Consider the following 25,563-nt stretch of genomic DNA (forward strand, 5'->3'; position numbering starts at 1 on the left):
GAGTACGGGCCCTGACGCATTGTCCGGCGGGCCGCCGGCCGCCGTCGGGCTCCGGCGTGGCAGGCTGAGCCGACGGCTGGACTGATCGGGAGGCGAGGGTGGCAGCGCTCCTGAGGGCGGTGGCCGCAGCGGCGGCCGCGGTCGCACTCTTCGGCACCCTGGCGGCCTGCGAGCCGACCGCCGGACCCGAGGCGGCGGCGAGCGGCCGGCGGTCCGCGGCCGCCGAGCCCGCGCTGCCGGCGCCCCCGGCGCCCCGGCCCGCCGACCGCTCGCCGCTCGGCGTGCTGCTCTCGGCCGAGCAGGTGCTGCAGACCGCCGGCCGGGCCCGGCTGCACTACTGGTCCGAGGTCCCGGGCGGCGCCACCGACTGCGCCGACGGGGTGCTCAGCTGGGCGCCCCCCGCCCTGCAGCTGACCCGCACCGCGCCGGGCGCGACCGGCCGGCTGATCGTCCTGGGCGGCGTCAGCTACCAGGGCGGCGACACCGCCACCGCGGCCCGCCTCGGCGGCCGGCACTGGGAGCGGGCCACCGGGCCGGACGGGCCGGACGGACGGCCGCAGACGCCGTACGCCGAGCTGGCCGACCAGCTGGACCCGCTGCAGGCGGTGACCGCGGCCGCGGCCGCCGGGGACCTGCGGCTGGTGGGGGAGGAGCTGCTCGGCAAGGTCCCGGTGGGGCACTGGGCCGCCACCACCACGGTGGCCGACTACACGGCCGCCGAGGCCGACCTGCTCAGCCCGGCGCGCCGGGACCGGCTGGCAGCCGCGCTCGGCGGTGGCGGGGTGACCGCCCTGACCCTGGACCTGTGGCTGAACGACCGCGACCAGCTGGTCCAGCTGCGCCGCACCGGCAGCAGCCCCCAGGGCGTCCTGGACCAGCTGATCGAGTACCGCGACTACGGTGACCAGCTGGCCGTGCTGGCCCCGCCGGAGAGCGACACCCGGGCGGCGGGCCGGTGACCCGGTCCGGCCGTCGGCCCGCTGCGCCGGTGACCCGATTTGGACTTCCCGCCCTCTTGACCGTACGCTGATGTCTGCCGAAGACCGCTGGTTGTCGCATTGGCCCCCGGGCCGTCCGACCGAAGGTTCTGCGCTTGTCGCAGGCAGCCCGCGCAGGAGTGTTTGGAGCTTTGACTTCCGGTTGTGCGACTCGTTCGCGTGTCCGTCGAGGTCGATCGAAGCCCCGTGCCTCTGCGCACCGGGGCTTTTCTCATTCCCTGGCGAGCTGCCCTTCTCCGCTGGTGGTCAGAGGCACTGTAGGTCGACTGTCCATGGTCGGCCGACCTCGACATCACGGAAGGAGGCGTAAGCCTATGGCCAGGCCTGACAAGGCTGCCGCCGTCGCGGAGATCACGGAGAAGTTCCGTGCCTCCAACGCGGCCGTGCTGACCGAGTACCGCGGTCTGACGGTGAAGCAGGTCAAGACCCTGCGTCGCTCGCTCGGCGAGAACGCCCAGTACGCCGTGGTGAAGAACACGCTGACCAAGATCGCGGCCAACGAGGCCGGGATCACGGAGCTCGACGACCAGTTCAACGGTCCGACGGCTGTCGCCTTCGTCACCGGTGACCCGGTGGAGTCGGCGAAGGCTCTGCGTGACTTCGCCAAGGAGAACCCCGCCCTGATCATCAAGGGCGGCGTGCTCGACGGTAAGGCGCTGTCTGCCGACGACATCAAGAAGCTCGCGGACCTCGAGTCCCGCGAGGTGCTGCTCTCCAAGCTGGCCGGTGCCATGAAGGGCAAGCAGTCCCAGGCTGCCTCGCTCTTCCAGGCCCTGCCCTCGAAGCTCGTCCGCACCGTGGACGCGCTGCGCGACAAGGTCGAGCAGGGCGGTGCCGGTACGCCGGCTCCCGCCGAGGACGCCGCCGCCGAGTGATCGGCGGTGGGCTCACGCCCTCGCAGCGGGCCCGCGCCCGCCACATCCCGTACATAACCGGCACCACCTGCCGATTTAGTGGAAGGACGCCATCATGGCGAAGCTGACCCAGGACGAGCTGCTCGCTCAGTTCGAGGACATGACCCTGATCGAGCTCTCGGGCTTCGTGAAGGCCTTCGAGGAGAAGTTCGACGTCACCGCCGCTGCGGCCGCCCCGGTCATGATCGCCGGTGCCGCCGGTGGCGCTGCCGCCGAGGCCGTTGAGGAGAAGGACGAGTTCGACGTCATCCTCGACGGTGCCGGCGACAAGAAGATCCAGGTCATCAAGGAGGTGCGCACCCTGACCTCCCTCGGCCTGAAGGAGGCCAAGGACCTCGTCGACACCGCCGGTGCCGTTGTCCTGGAGAAGGTCAACAAGGAGACCGCCGAGAAGGCCAAGGCTGCCCTCGAGGGCGCTGGCGCCAAGGTCACCGTCAAGTGACGTTGCGCTCCTAGCGGGCACCGCTTCCCAGGAAGCACAACGGGCCGGGCCGGCCACCCTTCGCGGGTGGCCGGCCCGGCCTGTCTGCGTTGGGGCCCCTTCCCACGATCGGGGCAGTGTCGGCGGGGCGAGGTATGGTGATCACCGCTGTAACGCTCACAGGCCGCACAGCGATGAACACCCCGAGGTCCAAGCTTCGGCCGGGCCTTGACGAACGGCGGCGGGCGCGCGATTCTCAAGGCGCGTGCCGACACCCCCGAGGGCGGTCGGCCGTTAGTTCGAGTGGCCCCGGATGCATAACCCGGGGCCCTGGCGGGAACTCACTAGGAGTGAGTCGCGGTGCCGGCCTCCTCGGTGAGGTTTGGCGCCGCTGCAGTGCGCAGCAGGACTGGCAGTACGCAACGGAGGGAGCGTCCGATTCGGTCTCCGAATCAGGACTGGACAGCAGTGTCGCCTTTGGCTACACTGTCCCTTTGCGCTGCCTGTTAGCTGCTCCGTGACTCGTCGCCCGGAGTCGGCGCTGCCCTGACCTGGGATTTCTCCGTTGGATGAACCCCTCGGCAAGGCCCGGCCGGTATGCGCGTAGTGAGCTCCGAGCCCTCGGAAGGACCCCCCTCTTGGCCGCGCCGCGCAACGCCTCGAACAATTCCGCCGCATCCACCGCCCCGCTCCGCGTCTCGTTCGCGAAGATCAAGGAGCCCCTCGAGGTACCGAACCTCCTCGCCCTGCAGACCGAGAGCTTTGACTGGCTGCTCGGCAATGCGGCCTGGAAGACCCGGGTCGAGGAGGCGCTGGAGTCTGGTCAGGACGTCCCCACCAAGTCCGGTCTGGAGGAGATCTTCGAAGAGATCTCCCCGATCGAGGACTTCAGTGGGTCGATGTCGCTGACCTTCCGCGACCACCGTTTCGAGCCGCCGAAGAACTCCATTGACGAGTGCAAGGACCGCGACTTCACCTTCGCGGCCCCGCTCTTCGTCACGGCCGAGTTCACCAACAACGAGACCGGTGAGATCAAGTCTCAGACGGTCTTCATGGGCGACTTCCCGCTCATGACCCACAAGGGCACGTTCGTGATCAACGGCACCGAGCGTGTCGTCGTCTCGCAGCTGGTCCGCTCCCCGGGCGTCTACTTCGACTCCACCCTGGACAAGGTGTCCGACAAGGACATCTACTCCGCCAAGATCATCCCCTCCCGCGGTGCCTGGCTGGAGATGGAGATCGACAAGCGCGACATGGTCGGTGTCCGCATCGACCGCAAGCGCAAGCAGTCGGTCACCGTGCTGCTCAAGGCCCTCGGCTGGACCAGCGAGATGATCCTCGAGGAGTTCGGCGAGTACGAGTCGATGCGCGCCACCCTGGAGAAGGACCACACCCAGGGCCAGGACGACGCGCTGCTCGACATCTACCGCAAGCTGCGTCCGGGCGAGCCGCCGACCCGTGAGGCCGCGCAGACCCTGCTCGAGAACCTCTACTTCAACCCGAAGCGCTACGACCTGGCCAAGGTCGGCCGCTACAAGGTCAACCGCAAGCTGGGCAACGCCGAGTCGCTGGACTCCGGCGTGCTCACCGAGCCCGACATCATCGGCACCATCAAGTACCTGGTGAAGCTGCACGCGGGCGAGACCGAGTGGCGTGACGACGAGGGCCGCGACATCGTGGTCGAGGTCGACGACATCGACCACTTCGGCAACCGTCGCCTGCGCAACGTCGGCGAGCTCATCCAGAACCAGGTCCGCACCGGCCTGGCCCGCATGGAGCGCGTCGTCCGCGAGCGCATGACCACCCAGGACGTCGAGGCGATCACGCCGCAGACCCTGATCAACATCCGGCCGGTCGTCGCCTCCATCAAGGAGTTCTTCGGCACCAGCCAGCTGTCCCAGTTCATGGACCAGACCAACCCGCTGTCGGGTCTGACCCACAAGCGCCGTCTGTCCGCACTGGGTCCCGGTGGTCTGTCCCGTGAGCGGGCCGGCTTCGAGGTCCGTGACGTGCACCCCTCGCACTACGGCCGCATGTGTCCGATCGAGACCCCTGAAGGCCCGAACATCGGTCTGATCGGGTCGCTGGCCTCGTACGGCCGGGTGAACGCCTTCGGCTTCATCGAGACCCCGTACCGCAAGGTCGACGAGAACGGTGTGGTCACCACCCACGTCGACTACCTGACTGCCGACGAAGAGGACCGCTACGTCATCGCGCAGGCCAACGCGCCGCTGACCGATGACAACCACTTCGCGGAGCCGCGCGTCCTGGTCCGCCGCCGTGGCGGCGAGATCGACTACGTGCCCGGCACCGAGGTCGACTACATGGACGTCTCGCCGCGCCAGATGGTGTCGGTCGCGACCGCCATGATCCCGTTCCTCGAGCACGACGACGCCAACCGCGCGCTCATGGGCTCGAACATGATGCGCCAGGCCGTCCCGCTGCTGCGCAGCGAGGCGCCGCTGGTCGGCACCGGCATGGAGTACCGCTGCGCCGTCGACGCCGCGGACGTCATCACCGCCGACAAGGCCGGTGTGGTCCAGGAGGTCTCGGCCGACTACGTCACCGTCGCCAACGACGACGGCACGTACAACACCTACCGGGCCGCCAAGTTCACCCGCTCCAACCAGGGCACCGCCTTCAACCAGAAGGTGCTCGTGGACGAGGGCGTGCGGGTCGAGGCCGGCCAGGTGCTGGCCGACGGCCCGTGCACCGACGAGGGCGAGATGGCGCTGGGCAAGAACCTGCTCGTCGCCTTCATGTCCTGGGAGGGCCACAACTACGAGGACGCGATCATCCTGTCGCAGCGCCTCGTGCAGGACGACGTCCTCTCCTCGATCCACATCGAGGAGCACGAGGTCGACGCCCGTGACACCAAGCTGGGCCCCGAGGAGATCACCCGGGACATCCCGAACGTCTCCGAGGAGGTCCTCGCCGACCTCGACGAGCGCGGCATCATCCGGATCGGCGCCGATGTCGTCACCGGCGACATCCTGGTCGGCAAGGTCACCCCGAAGGGTGAGACCGAGCTGACCCCGGAGGAGCGCCTGCTCCGCGCGATCTTCGGTGAGAAGGCCCGTGAGGTCCGCGACACCTCGCTGAAGGTGCCGCACGGTGAGTCCGGCAAGGTCATCGGCGTCCGCGTCTTCGACCGCGAAGAGGGCGACGAGCTGCCCCCGGGCGTGAACCAGCTGGTCCGCGTCTACGTGGCCCAGAAGCGCAAGATCACCAACGGTGACAAGCTCGCCGGCCGCCACGGCAACAAGGGCGTCATCTCCAAGATCCTGCCGGTCGAGGACATGCCGTTCCTCGAGGACGGCACCCCGGTCGACATCATCCTCAACCCGCTGGGTGTCCCGTCCCGAATGAACCCGGGACAGGTCCTGGAGATCCACCTCGGCTGGCTCGCCAAGCAGGGCTGGGACGTCTCCGGCCTCGCCGACGAGTGGGCCCGCCGCCTGCAGGCGATCGGCGCCGACACGGTCGAGGGCGGCACCAACCTGGCCACCCCGGTCTTCGACGGCGCCCGCGAGGACGAGATCACCGGTCTGCTCGACAACACCACCCTCACCCGTGACGGTGAGCGCCTGGTGAACTCCACCGGTAAGGCCCGCCTGTTCGACGGCCGCTCCGGCGAGCCGTTCCCGATGCCGATCTCGGTCGGCTACATGTACATCCTCAAGCTGCACCACCTGGTCGACGACAAGCTGCACGCCCGTTCGACCGGTCCGTACTCGATGATCACCCAGCAGCCGCTCGGTGGTAAGGCGCAGTTCGGTGGTCAGCGCTTCGGTGAGATGGAGGTGTGGGCCCTTGAGGCGTACGGCGCGGCCTACGCGCTGCAGGAGCTGCTCACCATCAAGTCCGACGACGTCCTGGGCCGCGTGAAGGTCTACGAGGCGATCGTCAAGGGCGAGAACATCCCCGAGCCGGGCATTCCCGAGTCCTTCAAGGTCCTCATCAAGGAAATGCAGTCGCTCTGCCTCAACGTGGAGGTGCTGTCCTCGGACGGCTCCAACATCGAGCTGCGGGACTCCGACGAGGACGTGTTCCGCGCTGCCGAGGAGCTCGGCATCGACCTGTCCCGGCGCGAGCCGAGCAGCGTCGAAGAGGTCTGACGGAGGTTGGGCCGGCTGCCTTCAACCGGCAGCCGGCCCGCCCCCAGGCCCCCCTCAGACCACAGACAAACTCTCGAATGACGAAAGAGGGCTTGACGACCAGTGCTTGACGTCAACTTCTTCGACGAGCTCCGCATCGGCCTGGCCACGGCTGACGACATCCGCCAGTGGTCGCACGGCGAGGTCAAGAAGCCGGAGACCATCAACTACCGCACCCTGAAGCCCGAAAAGGACGGCCTCTTCTGCGAGAAGATCTTCGGCCCCACCCGGGACTGGGAGTGCTACTGCGGTAAGTACAAGCGCGTCCGCTTCAAGGGCATCATCTGCGAGCGCTGCGGCGTCGAGGTGACCCGCGCCAAGGTGCGCCGTGAGCGGATGGGCCACATCGAGCTGGCCGCCCCGGTCACCCACATCTGGTACTTCAAGGGTGTGCCGTCCCGCCTCGGCTACCTGCTCGACCTGGCGCCGAAGGACCTCGAGAAGGTCATCTACTTCGCCGCCTACATGATCACCTGGGTGGACGAGGAGCGCCGCCAGCGCGACCTGCCCTCCCTGGAGGCGCACGTCTCGGTCGAGCGCCAGCAGATCGAGAACCGCCGCGACGCCGACCTCGAGGCCCGCGCCAAGAAGGCCGAGACCGACCTGGCCGAGCTGGAGGCCGAGGGCGCCAAGGCCGACGTGCGCCGCAAGGTGCGCGAGGGTGCCGAGCGTGAGATGAAGCAGCTGCGCGACCGTGCGCAGCGCGAGATCGACCGCCTGGACGAGGTCTGGGCCCGGTTCAAGAACCTCAAGGTCCAGGACCTCGAGGGCGACGAGCTGCTCTACCGCGAGCTCCGCGACCGGTTCGGCACCTACTTCCAGGGCTCGATGGGCGCCGCGGCCCTCAAGGACCGCCTGGAGACCTTCGACCTGACCGCCGAGGCCGAGCGCCTGCGCGAGATCATCCGCACCGGCAAGGGCCAGAAGAAGACCCGTGCGCTCAAGCGCCTCAAGGTCGTCTCCGCCTTCCTGCAGACCAGCAACAAGCCGCACGGCATGGTGCTCGACTGCGTCCCGGTGATCCCGCCGGACCTGCGTCCGATGGTGCAGCTGGACGGTGGCCGCTTCGCGACCTCCGACCTGAACGACCTGTACCGCCGTGTCATCAACCGCAACAACCGCCTGAAGCGGCTTCTCGACCTCGGCGCGCCCGAGATCATCGTCAACAACGAGAAGCGCATGCTCCAGGAGGCGGTCGACGCCCTCTTCGACAACGGCCGCCGCGGCCGCCCGGTGACGGGCCCCGGCAACCGTCCGCTGAAGTCCCTCAGCGACATGCTGAAGGGCAAGCAGGGTCGTTTCCGTCAGAACCTGCTCGGCAAGCGCGTCGACTACTCGGCCCGTTCGGTCATCGTCGTCGGCCCGCAGCTCAAGCTGCACCAGTGCGGTCTGCCCAAGGCCATGGCGCTGGAGCTCTTCAAGCCGTTCGTGATGAAGCGCCTGGTCGACCTGAACCACGCGCAGAACATCAAGTCGGCCAAGCGCATGGTCGAGCGCGCCCGCCCGGTGGTGTGGGACGTCCTCGAAGAGGTCATCGCCGAGCACCCGGTGCTGCTGAACCGTGCGCCCACCCTGCACCGCCTGGGCATCCAGGCCTTCGAGCCGCAGCTGGTCGAGGGCAAGGCCATCCAGATCCACCCGCTCGTCTGCACCGCGTTCAACGCGGACTTCGACGGTGACCAGATGGCCGTCCACCTGCCGCTGAGCGCGGAGGCCCAGGCCGAGGCCCGCATCCTGATGCTGTCCTCGAACAACATCCTGAAGCCGGCCGACGGTCGCCCCGTCACCATGCCGACCCAGGACATGGTGCTCGGTCTGTTCTTCCTCACCTCGGACCGCGAGAACGTGAAGGGCGCCGGCCGCTCCTTCTCGTCCACCGCCGAGGCGATCATGGCCTTCGACGCCCGCGAGCTGGACGTCCAGGCCCCGATCAACCTGCGGCTGCCGATCGGCACCGTGCCGCCGCGGGGCTGGACCCCGTCGGTCGACCCCGAGTGGGTCGACAGCGAGGCCGCGCAGTGGACCGAGGGCGAGTCCTTCCGGCTCACCACGACCCTGGGTCGGGCGCTCTTCAACGAGCTGCTGCCCGAGGACTACCCGTTCGTCGACTACGAGGTGGGCAAGAAGCAGCTCTCCGCGATCGTCAACGACCTGGCCGAGCGGTACCCCAAGGTCGTCGTGGCGGCGACCCTGGACAACCTGAAGGCGTCCGGCTTCCACTGGTCGACCCGTTCCGGTGTCACCGTCTCGATCTCGGACGTCGTGGTCCCGCCGAGCAAGCCCCAGATCCTCGAGGGCTACGAGGCGCAGGCCGAGAAGGTCCAGAAGAACTACGAGCGCGGTCTGATGACCAACGACGAGCGCAAGCAGGAGCTCGTCAACATCTGGACCAAGGCGACCAACGAGGTCGCCGAGGCGATGAACGCGAACTTCCCGAAGACCAACCCCATCTTCATGATGGTCGACTCGGGTGCTCGTGGAAACATGATGCAGATGCGTCAGATCGCCGGTATGCGTGGTCTGGTGTCGAACGCGAAGAACGAGACCATCCCGCGTCCCATCAAGGCCTCGTTCCGTGAGGGCCTGTCCGTGCTGGAGTACTTCATCTCCACCCACGGTGCCCGTAAGGGTCTGGCCGACACCGCGCTGCGTACCGCCGACTCGGGTTACCTGACCCGTCGTCTGGTGGACGTCTCGCAGGACGTGATCATCCGCGAGGAGGACTGCGGCACCGAGCGCGGCCTCAAGCTGGCGATCGGCAGCGTCGGCGAGGACGGCGTGCTGCGCAAGGCGGAGGACGTCGAGACCAGCGTCTACGCCCGCATGCTGGCCGAGGACATCACCGTCGACGGCAAGCTCATCGCGACGGCCAACACCGACCTCGGTGACGTCCTGATCGACGAGCTGATCAAGTACGGCATCGGCGAGGTCAAGGTCCGCTCGATCCTCACCTGTGAGTCGGCGGTCGGCACCTGCGCCATGTGCTACGGCCGCTCGCTGGCCACCGGCAAGCTGGTCGACATCGGTGAGGCGGTCGGCATCATCGCCGCCCAGTCCATCGGTGAGCCCGGTACCCAGCTGACCATGCGTACCTTCCACACCGGTGGTGTGGCCGGTGACGACATCACCCAGGGTCTGCCGCGTGTCGTCGAGCTCTTCGAGGCCCGTACCCCCAAGGGTGTGGCCCCGATCTCGGAGGCCTCCGGCCGGGCCCGGATCGAGGACACCGAGAAGACCCGCAAGATCGTCATCACCCCGGACGACGGCACCGACGAGATCGCCTACCCGGTCTCCAAGCGTGTCAAGCTCCTGGTGAGCGAGGGCGAGCAGGTCGAGGTCGGCCAGAAGCTGACCATGGGTGCCACCAACCCGCACGACGTGCTGCGGATCATGGGCCAGCGTGCCGTCCAGGTCCACCTGGTCGCCGAGGTCCAGAAGGTCTACAACTCGCAGGGTGTGTCGATCCACGACAAGCACATCGAGATCATCATCCGGCAGATGCTCCGCCGCGTGACGATCATCGAGTCGGGCGACGCCGAGCTGCTGCCGGGCGAGCTGGTCGAGCGCGGCCGGTTCGAGACCGAGAACCGTCGTGTGGTCTCCGAGGGCGGTCACCCCGCCTCCGGCCGTCCGCAGCTGATGGGTATCACCAAGGCCTCGCTGGCCACCGAGTCCTGGCTGTCGGCCGCCTCCTTCCAGGAGACGACCCGGGTGCTCACCGACGCGGCGATCCACGCCAAGTCGGACCCGCTGCTGGGCCTCAAGGAGAACGTCATCCTCGGTAAGCTCATCCCGGCCGGTACGGGCCTGCCCCGCTACCGCAACATCCGGGTCGAGCCGACCGAGGAGGCCAAGGCCGCGATGTACTCGGCCGTCGGCTACGACGACTACGACCTGTCGCCCTTCGGCGCCGGCTCCGGCCAGGCGGTCCCGCTGGACGACTACGACTACGGCCCGTACACCGGCTGAGTCCACGGTTGTTGAGACGCAGGGCGGTCATCCCTCTCAGGGATGGCCGCCCTGCGGCGTTTGTCCGTCCTGCGGGGGAGGCGGCGAAACCGCTCGGCCGGGCGATCCGTGACCAGGGGGCCGGCGGGCAGTCTTGGGGATGTCGGTGCGGAGGGTCCGGGCCGGCGGCCCGAGGGGGGACTTCGATGGACAACCGCCTGACCCGAGTGCTGGTCTACGCCGCGATTACCGGCGCCGTGCTCCTGTCGATGACGGCCTGTGACTGGTGGGGTTCGCGGAAGCACAACGACGTCAGCTACGGCGTCAGCCAGTCGGTGAAGACGCTGGTGGTGCAGGGGGAGACCGGCGACATCACCGTGGTCGGCGGCGGCGACGCCGTCACCGTGACCGAGCACCAGCACTACCAGGACCAGCAGCCGGTCACCACCCACCAGGTGAGCGCCGACGGCACCCTCACCCTGGCGTACCACTGCCACGACTGCGGGGTCGGCTACGACATCCACGTGCCGGCCGGCACCGTGGTGAAGCTGACCGCCTCGACCGGTGACGTGGACCTGAGCGGGCTGACCGCCGACGTGCAGGCCGACACCGAAACCGGGAAGATCCGGGCGACCGGGCTGACCGGCGGCAAGGCCGAGCTGCGCGCCCAGACCGGTGACGTCTGCGCCTCCTTCGCCGGGGCCCCGAGGGCGGTGAACGCCAGCACCGAGACCGGTTCGGTCCAGATCACCGTGCCGGGCGGCACCGGCTACACCGTCGCGGCCGCCGCGCAGACCGGCTCGGTCAAGGTGGCGGTCCCACAGGACCCCTCGACCGGACGGACCATCAACGCCCACGCGGAGACCGGCAGCGTTGCCGTCACCGGTGCCTGAGCCCCTCTATACCGTGCTGAGCTGGGCCGATAGGCTGCCCGCCGGCTGGGGAGGAACGGGGGACACGGTGGAGATCGCGCGCTGGCAGGGCCGGGTGATCCGGGCGGTGGCGGCCCGGCCGTTCCTGGTCGACTCGGTGCTGGCCTTCCTGGCCGGGGCACTCTCGGTTTGGGCGGTCTTCTTCGACGGCCGCTCGTGGCCGCTCTGGACCTTCGTGCTCGCCGCCGCCACGGCGGCCCCGCTGCCCTGGCGGCGGCGGGCGCCGTTCACCGTGTTCGTGCTCTCCAGCCTCCTGTCGCTCGGCATGAGCCTGTTCGCGCACTCCGCGCAGCCGCAGATCATGCTGCACTCGATCCTGGTGGTCTACACCCTGGCCGACCGGGGCAAGGAGTGGCAGCGCTGGCTGAGTCTGGTCGTGCTGGTGTCCTACACGGTCTACGGCACCCATTCGCCCAACGGGCTGATCTTCAGCGAGTTGACCAACATCGGCTCCTTCATCCTCGGCTCGGTGGTGCGCGAACTGCGTCAGCAGGCCGAAACCCAGAGGAAGCGGGCGCACGAGGCCGGCGCCCGGGCCGCGAGCGAGGCGGCCCGCGCGGTGGCCGAGGAACGGAGCCGGATCGCCCGGGAGATGCACGACATCCTGGCGCACGCGGTCTCGCTGATGGTGATCCAGGCCGAGGCCGGGCCGCTTGTGGTGCACCGCGATCCGGAGAAGGCGATCCGCGCCTTCGACACCATCGCGGACTCCGGGCGGGACGCCATGGTGCAGCTGCGCCGGGTGCTCGGAGTGCTCAAGGAGGACGGCGCCACGCCCCAACTCGCCCCGCAGCCGAGGCTGGTGGAGCTCACCACGGTGGCCGACCGGGTGCGCGCGGCCGGTGTCCGGGTGGAGCTGGCGCTGCCCGAGCCGGTGCCGGCGCTGCCCGCCGACGTGGAGGCGGCGGCCTACCGGATCATCCAGGAGGCGCTGACCAATGTGCTCAAGCACTCCGGGGCGGACCGGGCCGAGGTGGCGGTGGTCGAGCGGGCCGAGCGGCTGGAACTGACGGTCCAGGACAACGGCCGCGGCCCGGACGGCACGGCGGCGGTCGGTGCGCCCGGCTGGTCGGGCGGGCGCGGACTGCTGGGCATCCGGGAGCGGGCGGTGGCCTGCGGCGGCCGGGCGGAGGCCGGGCCGGGGCCGGACGGGCTGGGCTTCCGGATCCGGGCCGACCTGCCCTTGGGAACACAGGCACTGTGAGGAGCGCAGCGTGATACGTGTGGTGGTGGCCGACGACCAGGAGCTGGTCCGGGCCGGATTCGGGATGATCCTGGACGCCCAGCCGGACATCGAGGTGGTGGCCGAGGCGGCGGACGGGGAGCAGGCGATCGAGGCGGTCGCCGCGCACCGGCCCGACGTGCTGCTGCTGGACGTCCGGATGCCGGTGCTGGACGGGCTGGAGGCGGCCCGCCGGGTCTGCGCCGACTACCCGGACACCAAGGTGCTGATGCTCACCACCTTCGACATCGACGACTACGTCTACGACGCGCTGCACGCGGGTGCCAGCGGCTTCCTGCTCAAGGACGTCCGCCGGGACGACCTGGCGCACGGTGTCCGGATGGTGGCCGCCGGTGAGGCGCTGCTCGCTCCGTCGGTGACCAAGCGCTTGATCAGCGAGTTCGCCGCCCGCCGCCCGGGCGTGGCCCGCCGGCCGCACCGGCTGCTTGATCAGCTGACGGCCCGTGAGCAGGAGACCCTGCGACTGCTGGCCCGAGGGCTGTCGAACGCCGAGATCGCCGCCGAGCTGACGGTCAGCGAACACACCGTCAAGACCCATGTCTCCAACCTGCTGAGCAAGTTGCAGCTGCGCGACCGGGTTCATGCGGTGGTCTTCGCCTACGAGGCCGGGGCAGTGGTGGCGGGCGAGGGCTGAAACCCGGGTGCGGTCGGCCTCGCAAGGCACCTACTGTCGGGGCATGAGCAGCCGCAAGCTCGTCGCCGTCCTGACCGGCGCCGGCATCTCCACCGACTCAGGCATCCCCGACTACCGTGGCCCGCAAGGCCTTTGGCAGCGCGATCCGAGCGCCCAGGAGCTGGTCACCATCGGCCCGTACCTGGCCTCCTCGGATGTCCGGCGGCGTTCCTGGCTGATGCGCCGGGACGCGGGCGCGCTGAACGCCGAGCCGAACGCCGGGCACCGGGCGCTGGTCGAGCTGGACCGGGCGCTGCCGACCCGGGTGCTCACCCAGAACGTGGACGGGCTGCACCAGGAGGCCGGGCTGCGCCAGGACCATGTGCTCGAACTGCACGGCACCGCGCGGCGGGTGCGCTGCACGGGGTGCGCCTACACCGGCACCATGGCCGAGGCGTTGGACCGGGTGGCGGGCGGCGAGCCGGACCCGGCCTGCCGGGAGTGCGGCGGGATCCTTCGACCGGCCACCGTGATGTTCGGCGAGGCGCTGGACCCCGAGGTGCTGGACCGGGCCGCCCGGATCGCGCAGCTGTGCGACGTGTTCATCGCGGTCGGCAGCAGCCTGCAGGTGCATCCGGCGGCCGGGCTGGTGGAGGTGGCGGTCCAGGCCGGGGCCGGGCTGATCGTGGTCAACGCCGAGCCGACCCCGTACGACGAGCCAGCCGACCTGGTGATCCGGGAGCCTATCTCCACGGCGCTGCCGGCCCTGGTCGCTAGGCTGACCGAGTGACAACGCGTTTCGATCCCCGGTCGGCGGAGTTCATCGCGCACCCGTACGACGTCTACGCCGAACTGCGGGCCGACGCCCCGGTGGTCTTCCACGAGGCCACCGGGCAGTGGCTGGTCTCCCGCCACGCGGACGTCAGCGCGCTGCTGCGGGACCGGCGGCTCGGGCGCACCTACACCCACCGGTTCGGCCACGAGGAGTTCGGGCAGAGCCCGCCCGACCCGGCACACGAGCCGTTCCACACCCTCAACGGCAACGGCCTGCTGGACCTGGAAGGCCCCGACCACACCCGGATCCGCCGGCTGGTCGCCAAGGCCTTCACCCCGCGGATGGTCGAGGCACTGCGGCCCACCGTGGCGCGGCTGGCCGACGAACTGGTCACCGGGCTGCTCGAGGAGGGCGGCGGCGACCTGATCTCGGCCGTCGCCGAGCCGCTGCCGGTGGCCGTGATCGCCGAGATGCTGGGCGTGCCCGCCGCCGACCGGCACCTGCTGCGGCCCTGGTCGGCCGCGATCACCGGGATGTTCGAGCTCAACCCGAGCGCCGGGACCGCCGAGCGGGCGGTGCGGGCCAGCGTCGAGTTCTCCGACTACCTGCGCGCGCTGATCGGCGAGCGCCGGGCCGCGCCGGGCGAGGACCTGCTCTCCGCGCTGATCGCCGCCCAGGAGGACGGCGACGCGCTCAGCGAGCAGGAACTGGTCTCCACCTGCGTACTGCTGCTGAACGCCGGCCACGAGGCGACCGTCAACACCACCGGCAACGGCTGGTGGGCGCTGCTGCGCAACCCCGCTCAGCTGGCCCTGCTGCGCTCCGATGTCGACGCCCATCTCCCCACCGCCATCGAGGAGTTGATGCGGTTTGACACGCCACTGCAGATGTTCGAGCGGTGGGTGCTGGAGGACATCGAGGTGGCCGGCGTGCGCATCCCGCGCGGCAGCGAGCTCGCCCTGCTGTTCGGCTCGGCCAATCGGGACGAGGCGCGGTTCGCCGCCCCCGACCGGCTGGACGTCACCCGGGCCGAGAACCCGCACATCTCCTTCGGTGCAGGCATCCACTACTGCCTCGGCGCCCCGCTGGCCAGGCTCGAACTCATCGAATCCTTCGGCGCGTTGCTGCGCCGGGCGCCCGACCTGACACTGCTGCGGGAGCCGGTCTGGCAGCCCGGCTACGTGATCCGCGGCCTGACCGAACTGCAGGTGACCACATGAAGCGTGCTACCGGTGCTCTGCTGGGCCTGGCACTGGGTGACGCGCTCGGCGCCCCGACCGAGTTCCAGTCGATGGAGAACCTCGCCCGGAGCTGGCCTGACTGGCGTCAACTCCCGCTGCGCCAAGAGGCGTTGGTCACCGATGACACTCAGATGACGCTCTCGGTGGCCCGCGCGCTGCGCACCGCGCTGGCCGAGGGTCCACTGACCGCCGAGCGGTTCACCGAGCCGCTGCGCACCGAGTACGTCGAGTGGTGGCGCTCGCCGCAGAACAACCGGGCGCCGGGCTTCACCTGCCTGAGCGCCTGCCAGGAACTCAGCCACCGCGGGGTGCGCTGGCAGGAGGCCAGCCGGATCGGCTCCAAGGGCTGCGGCGCCAACATGCGGGTCGCCCCGCTGGGCCTGGTGCGCGGGCTGACGATGGACCAACTCGCGGGCGGCTCCCAACTGCAGGCCGCGCTGACCCACGGTCACCCGACCGGCCTGGCGGCCAGTGAGCTGACCGCGCTGACCGTCTGGCTGCTCACCCAGGACACCGCACCGGCCCAGCTGCCCGCGCTGCTGCGGGCCTATGCGGCGGCCAACCGCACCAAGTACCGCGAGGACTGGCTGGGCGACCTGTGGACGCAGTCCCACCGCCACTCGGCGGAGTCGTTCATCACCGAGGGCTGGGACCAGTGCCTGGCAGTCCTGGACCGGCTGGACCAGGCGCTGGCCGCAGCGGACCGGGATGCCGACCCGTGCCTGATCACGGGGGAGGGCTGGATCGCCGAGGAGGCGTTCGCCAGCGCGCTGCTCTGCTTCCTGCTCTTCCCCGACGACCCGGTGACGGCGATCCGCCGGGCCGCCTACTCCTCCGGTGACTCCGACTCGCTGGCCTGCCTGGCCGGCGCCTTCGCCGGCGCGCACCAGGGTGCCCACGCCTGGCCGGCCGACTGGGTGGAGCGGATCGAGCACCGCGACGAGCTGCTGGAGTTCGGCGCGCTCTGGGACTGAGCGGGCGAGGGGTTACGCCTGCCGGCCGAGCCGCCGCCGGGGCTGCAGGGCCGCCCGGTCGGCGGCGGCGCGCCCGGCCGCCCAGCCCTCCCCGTCGCTGACCCGCACCCGCTGCGAGGTGAGCTTGGGGAACATCCGCTCGGTCGCGGACTCCACCGCCTCCTCGCGGGCCGCCAGCGCGGGCAGCAGCCGGGCGTCGGGCAGCCGCTGCTCGGCGGTGCCGTCGTCGTTCAGATGGCGCCCGGCGGCCGCCTCCCGGGTGGTCTGCTCGGTCGCCTCGGTGAGCCGCTCCCGGATCCGGGCCGCGTAGGAGACCAGGAAGGACTGCCGGAACGCCCGGGTGCGGGAGGCCCCGTCCAGGTGCTGCCGGCTGCCGGCCTGCTGCATCGCCGCGGTGGCCTGCACCAGCAGCGAGGTGTAGAGCAGCTCCACCGCGTCCAGGTCGGAGTCGAAGCCGATGACGGTGCAGAACGAGAACTCCTTGGCCCACACCACCCGGCACCGGTTGGCCGCCGCCACCGCGTCCAGCAGCATCGCCTTGGGGCCCTCGTACGGGTTCTCCACCCCGATCCGGACCGCGCCGGGCGTCGCCGCCGAGTCCGGCCGGCCGACCGCGAGCAGCGCCTCGTCGATGGAGTGCTGGGCCATCAGCTGCTGGGCCTTGGCGGTCAGCGCCTCGGCCTCCTGCGGGTACTCGGTCGACTCGGCCTTGGCCAGCAGGGCGCGGATCCGGGAGAGCATCCGGGGCTCGCCGGGCAGCGGGCCGGCCGCCCGGTGCTCGACCCGGTGGGCCGCGCCCGGGGCCGGCCCGACCGGCGTGATCACCGGCAGCCGGGCGAGCAGCGCCAGCAGCTCCAGGGCGGCGGTGGCCAGGGCGAACCGGTCCAGCCGGTGCCGCTCGGCGAAACCGGGCAGGAAGTTTTCATCAGAAGTGGCCTCGTCGCCGTCCCACCAGGCCTCGGCGCCGAGCTCGCGCAGCTGCTCCTGCCAGCGCCGGTCCAGGGTGGCGGGGGAGTGGCCGCGCGCCTCGGCGGCGACCAGGTCGGTCAGCAGCGCCTGGTGCGGCGGCGCCAGGTCCCGCCGGACCAGCCGGGCCAGGTCGGCCGGGCGCCAGCCGCGGGCCCAGAGCGAGCCCAGTGACCGGTCCGCCAGGGTCAGCAGGCCGCGCCCGACGGCCGGCCAGCGCTCGGCGGAGGCGGCCAGCAGCGAGGCGCCCTCGTCCAGCACCCGGTCGGTCCTCTTCGCCGGCGCGCCCAGCAGCGCGCCGAGCGCCTGCTCCCACTGCTCGACGGTCGCCCCGCCGTTCTCTTCACTCACCTGGCCCATGATGCCGGAGCCCGGTTGCAGGGCATGATGAAGCGGTGCAGCCGAGACGGAACCCGGCGGCCGATGCGTTCGTCCTCACAGGGGAGACGACAGGGGAGGAGTCCGGATGGGTGACGTGCAGCCGTGGCCCGGCGGTTGGCAGTCCCGGCAGCCGGCCCAGCCCGGGGCCTACGGTCCGCCGGCGCCGGCCCCCGCCTACGGCTCGCCGGTGCCGTACGGGGCGCCGCACGCCGCGATGCGCGCCGCGCACACCGACCGCGAGCGCACCATCGACGTGCTGAAGGCCGCCTACGCCGAGGGGCGGTTGTCCGCGGCGGAGTACGGCGAGCGGTTCGAGGTGGCGAACAGCGCCCAGACCTACGGCCAGTTGGCCCAGCTGGTGGCCGACCTGCCGGCCGGCCCGGGCCTGGCCCCGCCGGTGGCGCCGATGCCGGTGCCGGCCACCTTCATGCCGCCGCCGGTCCGCCCGGCGCCCAACAACGGCATGGCCGTCGCCTCCCTGGTGCTGGGCCTGCTCTGCGTGCCGTCCATGGGCTTCTTCGGGCTGCCGGCGGTGATCACCGGTCATGTGGCGCGCAATCAGATCCGCCGCACCAAGGAGGGCGGTGACGGGATGGCGACGGCCGGATTGGTCCTGGGTTACCTGTCGGTGGCCGGTTGGGCGATGATGTTCCTCTTCGGCATGCTCATGGTCGCCTCGCACGGGTAGCGGCTCGCACCGGGGTGTGTTAGCCGCGCCACCGAGGCCGCCCTCGCGGGCCGCGGCCGGTGGGGCGCCCGGATCCGCCACGACCTGCGGCGCTCCATTTGTTTTGACCGCGCCCGATGCGCTAGGTACGCTCTGACCTTGTGCCTGGGGTGTCCCCGGGTCCTTGGCGTGCAAGCACACCGGCCGCCGCAGCGGTGAGGTTCCACCCGCCCCTGCCCGCGCCGCCGTGGTGCGTCAGTCCATGGGATTCCGCGTGATTCCTCCCTCCGAGGAGGCTCAACACACCCGACCGCGTGGGTCGGCGTGAGCTGGGCAGACCGCTTGGGAACACCGCAGGTTAGTTTCACCCAGCCTTGGCACACAGAAAACGGAGAAACGGTGCCTACGATCCAGCAGCTGGTCCGAAAGGGCCGGCAGGACAAGGTCGAGAAGAACAAGACGCCCGCCCTGAAGGGTTCGCCCCAGCGTCGCGGCGTCTGCACGCGTGTGTACACGACCACCCCGAAGAAGCCGAACTCGGCTCTCCGCAAGGTCGCCCGTGTGCGCCTCACCAGCGGGATCGAGGTCACCGCTTACATCCCGGGCGAGGGCCACAACCTGCAGGAGCACTCCATCGTGCTGGTCCGCGGTGGGCGTGTGAAGGACCTTCCTGGTGTCCGCTACAAGATCATCCGCGGCTCGCTCGACACCCAGGGTGTCAAGAACCGCAAGCAGGCTCGCAGCCGCTACGGCGCCAAGAAGGAGAAGTAAGAATGCCTCGTAAGGGCCCCGCCCCGAAGCGCCCGGTCATCGTCGACCCGGTTTACGGCTCCCCGCTGGTGACCTCGCTGGTCAACAAGATCCTGCTGCACGGCAAGCGCTCCACCGCCGAGCGCATCGTGTACGGCGCCCTCGAGGGCGTTCGCGAGAAGACCGGCTCGGACCCCGTCGTGACGCTGAAGCGCGCGCTGGAGAACGTCAAGCCGGCCCTCGAGGTCAAGTCCCGCCGCGTCGGTGGTGCGACCTACCAGGTTCCGGTCGAGGTCCGCCCGGGCCGCGCCAGCACCCTGGCGCTGCGCTGGATGGTCGGCTACTCCCGCGCCCGTCGCGAGAAGACCATGACCGAGCGCCTGATGAACGAGATCCTCGACGCCAGCAACGGCCTGGGCGCTTCCGTGAAGCGTCGCGAGGACACCCACAAGATGGCCGAGTCCAACAAGGCCTTCGCGCACTACCGCTGGTAGTCCGTACCCCGTCACTAGACAGAGAGAGAACGAGCCACCATGGCTACAACCTCCCTTGACCTCGCCAAGGTCCGCAACATCGGGATCATGGCGCACATCGACGCGGGCAAGACCACCACCACCGAGCGGATCCTGTTCTACACCGGTGTCTCGTACAAGATCGGTGAGGTCCACGATGGCGCTGCCACCATGGACTGGATGGAGCAGGAGCAGGAGCGCGGCATCACGATCACGTCGGCCGCGACGACCTGTCACTGGACGCTCGACGACTCCGACCACACCATCAACATCATCGACACCCCGGGCCACGTCGACTTCACCGTCGAGGTGGAGCGTTCGCTGCGCGTGCTCGACGGTGGCGTGACGGTGTTCGACGGCGTCGCCGGTGTCGAGCCCCAGTCCGAGACCGTGTGGCGGCAGGCTGACCGCTACGGCGTCCCGCGCATCTGCTTCATCAACAAGCTGGACCGCACGGGCGCCAACTTCTTCTTCTGCGTGCAGACCATCGTGGACCGCCTCGGCGCGACCCCGCTGGTCATGCAGCTGCCGATCGGCGCCGAGTCGGACTTCACCGGTGTCGTCGACCTGGTGAAGATGAAGGCCCTGGTCTGGTCGGCCGACGCGCCCAAGGGCGAGATGTACGACGTCGTCGACATCCCGGCCGACCTGGCGGAGCAGGCTGCCGAGTACCGCGAGCAGCTGCTCGACACCGTGTCGAACGTCAGCGACGAGGTGATGGAGCTCGCCCTGGAGGGCGAGGACATCCCCGAGGAGCTGCTGGTCGCCGCGATCCGCAAGGGCACGCTGAACTCGGACTTCACCCCGATCTTCTGCGGTTCCGCGTTCAAGAACAAGGGCGTCCAGCCCCTGCTCGACGCGGTCGTCAAGTACCTCCCGTCGCCGCTCGACATCGAGGGCATCGAGGGCACGAAGCCGAACGACCCCGAGACGAAGATCACCCGTCAGGCCTCGGACGACGAGCCGCTCGCCGCGCTCGCGTTCAAGATCATGTCGGACCCGCACCTCGGCAAGCTCACCTTCGTCCGGGTCTACTCGGGCCGCCTGGAGTCCGGCACCTCGGTGCTGAACTCCGTCAAGGGCAAGAAGGAGCGCATCGGCAAGATCTACCGCATGCACGCGAACAAGCGTGAGGAGATCGAGTCGGTGGGCGCCGGCGACATCATCGCCGTCATGGGCCTGAAGCAGACCACCACCGGTGAGACGCTGAGCGACGAGAAGAACCCGGTCATCCTGGAGTCCATGGACTTCCCGGCCCCGGTCATCCGCGTCGCCATCGAGCCCAAGTCCAAGGGTGACCAGGAGAAGCTGGGTGTCGCCATCCAGCGCCTCGCGGAGGAGGACCCCTCCTTCCAGGTCAACACGGACGAGGAGACCGGCCAGACCATCATCGCGGGTATGGGCGAGCTGCACCTCGAGGTGCTGGTCGACCGTATGAAGCGTGAGTTCAAGGTCGAGGCCAACGTCGGCAAGCCGCAGGTCGCGTACCGCGAGACGATCCGCAAGGCCGTCGAGCGGATCGACTACACGCACAAGAAGCAGACCGGTGGCTCCGGCCAGTTCGCCAAGATCCAGATCGCGATCGAGCCTCTGGAGAGCGGCGACGGCTACGAGTTCGTCAACAAGGTCACCGGTGGCCGCGTGCCGAGGGAGTACATCCCCTCGGTCGACGCCGGTTGCCAGGAGGCCATGGAGTTCGGTGTCCTCGCCGGCTACCCGCTGCAGGGTGTCCGCGTGACGCTGCTCGACGGTGCCGCGCACGACGTCGACTCCTCCGAGCTCGCGTTCAAGATCGCCGGCTCGATGGCCTTCAAGGAAGGCGCCAAGAAGGCCGGCCCGGCCCTCCTGGAGCCGATGATGGCCGTCGAGGTCACCACGCCCGAGGACTACATGGGCGAGGTCATCGGCGACATCAACTCTCGTCGTGGCCAGATCCGGTCCATGGACGAGCGTCACGGTGCCCGCGTGGTCAACGCGCTGGTGCCGCTCTCCGAGATGTTCGGCTACGTCGGTGACCTGCGCAGCAAGACCTCTGGTCGCGCGAGCTACTCGATGCAGTTCGACTCGTACGCCGAGGTTCCGCGGAACGTGGCGGAGGAGATCATCGCCAAGGCCAAGGGCGAGTAAGACCGGTCCGTCCGGTCTGCGGTTGGTCCCGGAAAACGGGACGAACCGGAACCCTTAGGCTGATAGGAGGCATATCCGGTGGGGTCGTACCCGACCCCACCGGGCCTCCGCCCCCATCCGCGGGACGGCATGGGGTGCGTCACAGCACCCCGTACCACAACCCGATCAAAGACCAACTGACGTCGTACGGCGTACAGAACTGTCCTCAGGAGGACTGAAGTGGCGAAGGCGAAGTTCGAGCGGACGAAGCCCCACGTCAACATCGGCACCATTGGTCACATTGACCACGGCAAGACCACGCTGACTGCGGCCATCACCAAGGTGCTGCACGACGCGTACCCGGACATCAACCCCTTCACGCCGTTCGACCAGATCGACAAGGCCCCGGAGGAGCGTCAGCGCGGTATCACCATCTCGATCGCGCACGTCGAGTACCAGACCGAGGCGCGTCACTACGCCCACGTCGACTGCCCGGGTCACGCCGACTACATCAAGAACATGATCACCGGTGCCGCCCAGATGGACGGCGCCATCCTGGTGGTCGCCGCCACCGACGGCCCGATGCCGCAGACCAAGGAGCACGTCCTCCTGGCCCGCCAGGTCGGCGTCCCCTACATCGTTGTCGCCCTGAACAAGGCCGACATGGTGGACGACGAGGAGATCCTGGAGCTCGTCGAGCTCGAGGTCCGCGAGCTGCTCTCGGAGTACGAGTTCCCGGGTGACGACCTGCCGGTCGTCCGCGTCTCCGCGCTGAAGGCGCTGGAGGGCGACAAGGAGTGGGGCGAGAAGCTCCTCGGCCTGATGCACGCGGTGGACGAGAACATCCCCACCCCGGAGCGCCTGACCGACCAGCCGTTCCTGATGCCGATCGAGGACGTCTTCACGATCACCGGTCGTGGCACCGTCGTCACCGGTCGCATCGAGCGCGGTGTCCTGAAGGTCAACGAGACCGTCGACATCATCGGCATCAAGACCACCAAGACCACCACCACGGTCACCGGTATCGAGATGTTCCGCAAGCTGCTCGACGAGGGCCAGGCCGGTGAGAACGTCGGTCTGCTGCTCCGCGGCATCAAGCGCGAGGACGTCGAGCGCGGCCAGGTCATCATCAAGCCGGGTTCGGTTACCCCGCACACCGACTTCGAGGCCCAGGCCTACATCCTGTCGAAGGACGAGGGTGGCCGCCACACCCCGTTCTTCAACAACTACCGCCCGCAGTTCTACTTCCGTACCACGGACGTGACCGGCGTCGTGACCCTCCCCGAGGGCACCGAGATGGTCATGCCGGGCGACAACACCGCCATGACGGTCGCGCTGATCCAGCCGGTCGCCATGGAGGAGGGCCTGAAGTTCGCCATCCGTGAGGGTGGCCGCACCGTCGGCGCCGGCCAGGTCACCAAGATCGTCAAGTAATTCTGACGCTCTGACCTAGCTCGAAAAGGGCTCCGGAACCCGTTCGCGAGAACGGGTTCCGGAGCCCTTTCGCATCTCCAGCCGAGGAATTGACGGCGGATCAGGGTCGGTACCCCTGCTCGATTGGCGCCAAACGCCTCTGATATGGCAAGATAGCCAAGTTGCTCGGTTGAGTGCCGATGCTGCGCGCCTCCCGCCGGGAGGACTGGAAGCGAGTCCCATGTACTCGTCGTTCCCGTGATGGCCGTTCATATGGTCCGGGCCCGCCCGTCAGGGTGAGCCTGTGGACCGTAGTGGTGTGTAAGCGACACCGCGGCAGCTGCGGGGCGAAAGTACGGGAATCTTCCGGGAAGCGTGGGCGGGGCCTCGACCCGGCGTCCACGGGTGCAAGACCGACCCGGACCCTGAGGTGCTTTGCGCTTCTTTCGCAGTTCGAGCGCGACACGCCCGAGCGCGGGGACCGGAGGCAACCACTCGGGGCGCCACCGGAACAGTCCACCCGGACCGACCGGTCGCAAAGCAACAGAGGACAAAGGACTACGAAGTAGCCATGGCGGGACAGAAGATCCGCATCCGGCTCAAGGCCTACGACCACGAGGTCATCGACTCCTCGGCGAAGAAGATCGTCGAGACGGTGATCCGCACTGGTGCGCAGGTCGCGGGCCCGGTGCCGCTGCCCACTGAGAAGAACGTGTACTGCGTCATCCGCTCGCCGCACAAGTACAAGGACTCGCGCGAGCACTTCGAGATGCGTACTCACAAGCGTCTGATCGACATCCTCGACCCCACGCCGAAGACGGTTGACTCGCTGATGCGTCTCGACCTGCCGGCTGGCGTCGACATCGAGATCAAGCTCTGAGAGGCGCACCGAAGATGGCTAAGCAGATTAAGGGCATCCTGGGCGAGAAGCTCGGCATGACCCAGGTCTGGGACGAGAACAACCGGATCGTTCCGGTGACCGTCGTCAAGGCTGGGCCCAATGTCGTGACCCAGGTCCACACCGCCGACAGCCCGGCCGGCTACAGCGCCGTCCAGCTCGGCTTCGGCGAGATCGACCCCCGCAAGGTGAACAAGCCCCTCGCGGGCCACTTCGCCAAGGCCGGTGTCACCCCGCGCCGCCACCTGGTCGAGATCCGTACCTCGGACGCGTCCGAGTACACCCTCGGCCAGGAGATCACCGCTGAGCTGTTCGAGGCGGGTGTCAAGGTCGACGTGACCGGCACCTCCAAGGGCAAGGGCTTCGCCGGTGTGATGAAGCGTCACAACTTCAAGGGTCTCGGCGCCGGTCACGGCACCCAGCGCAAGCACCGTTCGCCCGGTTCGATCGGTGGCTGCGCCACCCCGGGCCGCGTGTTCAAGGGCCTGCGCATGGCTGGTCGGATGGGCCACGAGCGTGTGACCACCCAGAACCTGACCGTGCACGCGGTCGACGCGGAGAAGGGCCTGCTGCTCATCAAGGGCGCCGTCCCGGGCCCGAACGGCGGCCTCGTCCTCGTCCGCACCGCGGCGAAGGGGCTGTGAGGAAATGAGCACCATTGACATCCTGTCGCCGGCTGGCGACAAGACCGGCAGCCTCGAGCTGCCGGCCGAGATCTTCGACGCGAAGGTCAGCGTTCCGCTGATGCACCAGGTCGTCGTGGCGCAGCTCGCTGCGGCCCGTCAGGGCACCCACAAGACCAAGACTCGCGGCGAGGTCCGCGGTGGCGGCAAGAAGCCGTACCGCCAGAAGGGCACCGGTCGCGCCCGTCAGGGCTCGACCCGCGCGCCGCAGTTCGCCGGCGGTGGCGTTGTGCACGGTCCGGTTCCGCGCGACTACTCGCAGCGGACCCCGAAGAAGATGATCGCTGCCGCTCTCCGCGGTGCGCTCACCGACCGCGCCCGTCACAGCCGCATCCACGTCGTCACCGGCGTGACCGCGACCGAGGCGCCGTCGACCAAGGCCGCCAAGGGCCTGTTCGGCAAGATCACCGACCGCAAGAACGTCCTCCTGGTCGTCGAGCGTGCGGACGAGCTGGGCGTCAAGTCCGCTCGCAACCTGCCGAACGTGCACATCCTGGACTTCGGTCAGCTGAACACCTACGACGTGCTCGTCTCCGACGATGTGGTCTTCACCCAGGCCGCCTTCGAGCGTTTCGTGGCCGGTCCGGCCGCGTCCGCCAAGGCCGTTGCCGCTGAGGGCGAGCTCGAAGGGAGCGCCGCCTGATGAGCGACGTCACGAGCAAGACGTTCACGGACCCCCGTGACGTTCTGGTGAAGCCGGTTATCTCCGAGAAGAGCTACGCGCTCCTCGACGAGAACAAGTACACGTTCGTCGTGTCGCCCGGTGCCAACAAGACCCAGATCAAGCAGGCCGTCGAGGCGGTCTTCTCGGTCAAGGTCGAGTCCGTCAACACGCTCAACCGTCAGGGCAAGCGCAAGCGCTCCAAGACGGGCTTTGGCAAGCGCAAGGACACCAAGCGCGCCATCGTGACGCTGGCCGAGGGCAACCGCATCGACATCTTCGGTGGTCCGGTCTCCTGACCGGGGCCTGA

Annotated in this window: 21 protein-coding genes; 20 read left to right on the top strand and 1 reads right to left on the bottom strand. The window is 69.2% G+C overall.

The window, feature by feature from the left end; translation table 11 throughout:
• Window positions 1-98 precede the first annotated feature (98 nt).
• The 11 genes from E6W39_RS25590 (at window position 99) to E6W39_RS25645 (ending at window position 16,216) form a co-directional block, all read left to right on the top strand.
• Window positions 99-959: a hypothetical protein gene (locus E6W39_RS25590; RefSeq protein ID WP_141635530.1), complete on the top strand. Its 861-nt coding sequence runs from the start codon at window positions 99-101 to the stop codon at window positions 957-959.
• A gap of 353 nt (window positions 960-1,312) precedes the next feature.
• The gene (rplJ, locus tag E6W39_RS25595) at window positions 1,313-1,873 is read left to right on the top strand and encodes a 50S ribosomal protein L10 (protein ID WP_101381371.1); all 561 of its coding nucleotides are present in this window, start codon (window positions 1,313-1,315) and stop codon (window positions 1,871-1,873) included.
• A gap of 94 nt (window positions 1,874-1,967) precedes the next feature.
• On the top strand, window positions 1,968-2,354 hold the full coding sequence (gene rplL / locus E6W39_RS25600; RefSeq protein ID WP_141635531.1) for a 50S ribosomal protein L7/L12: 387 nt from the start codon (window positions 1,968-1,970) through the stop codon (window positions 2,352-2,354).
• Between the two features lie 617 nt (window positions 2,355-2,971).
• Window positions 2,972-6,451, top strand: coding sequence for a DNA-directed RNA polymerase subunit beta (gene rpoB / locus E6W39_RS25610; RefSeq protein ID WP_141635532.1), 3,480 nt, complete (start codon window positions 2,972-2,974; stop codon window positions 6,449-6,451).
• 102 nt (window positions 6,452-6,553) lie between these two features.
• Window positions 6,554-10,459, top strand: coding sequence for a DNA-directed RNA polymerase subunit beta' (locus E6W39_RS25615; RefSeq protein WP_141635533.1), 3,906 nt, complete (start codon window positions 6,554-6,556; stop codon window positions 10,457-10,459).
• A gap of 185 nt (window positions 10,460-10,644) precedes the next feature.
• Window positions 10,645-11,331 carry a DUF4097 family beta strand repeat-containing protein gene (locus E6W39_RS25620; protein ID WP_141635534.1) on the top strand — a complete coding sequence of 229 codons (687 nt, stop codon included), beginning with the start codon at window positions 10,645-10,647 and terminating at the stop codon, window positions 11,329-11,331.
• A gap of 67 nt (window positions 11,332-11,398) precedes the next feature.
• Window positions 11,399-12,574 (top strand): ATP-binding protein, encoded by a 1,176-nt coding sequence (locus E6W39_RS25625; RefSeq protein ID WP_141635535.1) that lies wholly within the window; start codon window positions 11,399-11,401, stop codon window positions 12,572-12,574.
• A 19-nt stretch (window positions 12,575-12,593) separates the two neighbouring features.
• Complete coding sequence (locus E6W39_RS25630) at window positions 12,594-13,247, top strand: response regulator (RefSeq protein ID WP_220140380.1); 654 nt, start codon at window positions 12,594-12,596, stop codon at window positions 13,245-13,247.
• Between the two features lie 43 nt (window positions 13,248-13,290).
• Window positions 13,291-14,016 carry an SIR2 family NAD-dependent protein deacylase gene (locus E6W39_RS25635; protein ID WP_141635536.1) on the top strand — a complete coding sequence of 242 codons (726 nt, stop codon included), beginning with the start codon at window positions 13,291-13,293 and terminating at the stop codon, window positions 14,014-14,016.
• Complete coding sequence (locus E6W39_RS25640; protein WP_141635537.1) at window positions 14,013-15,221, top strand: cytochrome P450; 1,209 nt, start codon at window positions 14,013-14,015, stop codon at window positions 15,219-15,221. Before E6W39_RS25635 ends, E6W39_RS25640 begins: the two co-directional genes overlap by 4 nt.
• Entirely contained in the window at window positions 15,218-16,216 is a 999-nt protein-coding gene (locus tag E6W39_RS25645) for an ADP-ribosylglycohydrolase family protein (RefSeq protein ID WP_141635538.1), read from the top strand. Before E6W39_RS25640 ends, E6W39_RS25645 begins: the two co-directional genes overlap by 4 nt.
• Before the next feature lie 12 nt (window positions 16,217-16,228).
• On the opposite strand, the gene E6W39_RS25650 is transcribed toward E6W39_RS25645, so the two are convergent.
• The gene (locus E6W39_RS25650; protein ID WP_141635539.1) at window positions 16,229-17,542 is read right to left on the bottom strand and encodes a DUF2786 domain-containing protein; all 1,314 of its coding nucleotides are present in this window, start codon (window positions 17,540-17,542) and stop codon (window positions 16,229-16,231) included.
• 106 nt (window positions 17,543-17,648) lie between these two features.
• On the opposite strand from E6W39_RS25650, the gene E6W39_RS25655 reads away from it, so the two are divergent.
• The 9 genes from E6W39_RS25655 (at window position 17,649) to rplW (ending at window position 25,552) form a co-directional block, all read left to right on the top strand.
• Complete coding sequence (locus E6W39_RS25655) at window positions 17,649-18,251, top strand: DUF1707 and DUF4190 domain-containing protein (protein ID WP_323809088.1); 603 nt, start codon at window positions 17,649-17,651, stop codon at window positions 18,249-18,251.
• 378 nt (window positions 18,252-18,629) lie between these two features.
• A complete protein-coding gene (gene rpsL / locus E6W39_RS25660; RefSeq protein ID WP_014144289.1) occupies window positions 18,630-19,001 on the top strand; it encodes a 30S ribosomal protein S12 in 372 nt (123 codons plus the stop codon).
• Window positions 19,002-19,003: 2 nt separating this feature from the next.
• Window positions 19,004-19,474, top strand: a complete 471-nt coding sequence (gene rpsG, locus E6W39_RS25665; protein WP_141635540.1) for a 30S ribosomal protein S7 — start codon at window positions 19,004-19,006, stop codon at window positions 19,472-19,474.
• Between the two features lie 39 nt (window positions 19,475-19,513).
• Window positions 19,514-21,619: an elongation factor G gene (gene fusA, locus E6W39_RS25670; protein WP_141635541.1), complete on the top strand. Its 2,106-nt coding sequence runs from the start codon at window positions 19,514-19,516 to the stop codon at window positions 21,617-21,619.
• Between the two features lie 219 nt (window positions 21,620-21,838).
• Complete coding sequence (gene tuf, locus E6W39_RS25675; RefSeq protein ID WP_101381380.1) at window positions 21,839-23,032, top strand: elongation factor Tu; 1,194 nt, start codon at window positions 21,839-21,841, stop codon at window positions 23,030-23,032.
• Between the two features lie 550 nt (window positions 23,033-23,582).
• Window positions 23,583-23,891 (top strand): 30S ribosomal protein S10, encoded by a 309-nt coding sequence (rpsJ, locus tag E6W39_RS25680; protein WP_012785157.1) that lies wholly within the window; start codon window positions 23,583-23,585, stop codon window positions 23,889-23,891.
• 14 nt (window positions 23,892-23,905) lie between these two features.
• The gene (gene rplC, locus E6W39_RS25685) at window positions 23,906-24,553 is read left to right on the top strand and encodes a 50S ribosomal protein L3 (protein ID WP_141635542.1); all 648 of its coding nucleotides are present in this window, start codon (window positions 23,906-23,908) and stop codon (window positions 24,551-24,553) included.
• A gap of 4 nt (window positions 24,554-24,557) precedes the next feature.
• Entirely contained in the window at window positions 24,558-25,235 is a 678-nt protein-coding gene (gene rplD, locus E6W39_RS25690; protein ID WP_141635543.1) for a 50S ribosomal protein L4, read from the top strand.
• Window positions 25,235-25,552: a 50S ribosomal protein L23 gene (gene rplW / locus E6W39_RS25695; protein WP_101381383.1), complete on the top strand. Its 318-nt coding sequence runs from the start codon at window positions 25,235-25,237 to the stop codon at window positions 25,550-25,552. The genes rplD and rplW overlap by 1 nt, the downstream gene beginning before the upstream one ends.
• The last annotated feature ends 11 nt before the right edge of the window (window positions 25,553-25,563 follow it).

It is taken from the genome of Kitasatospora acidiphila (genome assembly GCF_006636205.1).
Classification (GTDB): domain Bacteria; phylum Actinomycetota; class Actinomycetes; order Streptomycetales; family Streptomycetaceae; genus Kitasatospora; species Kitasatospora acidiphila.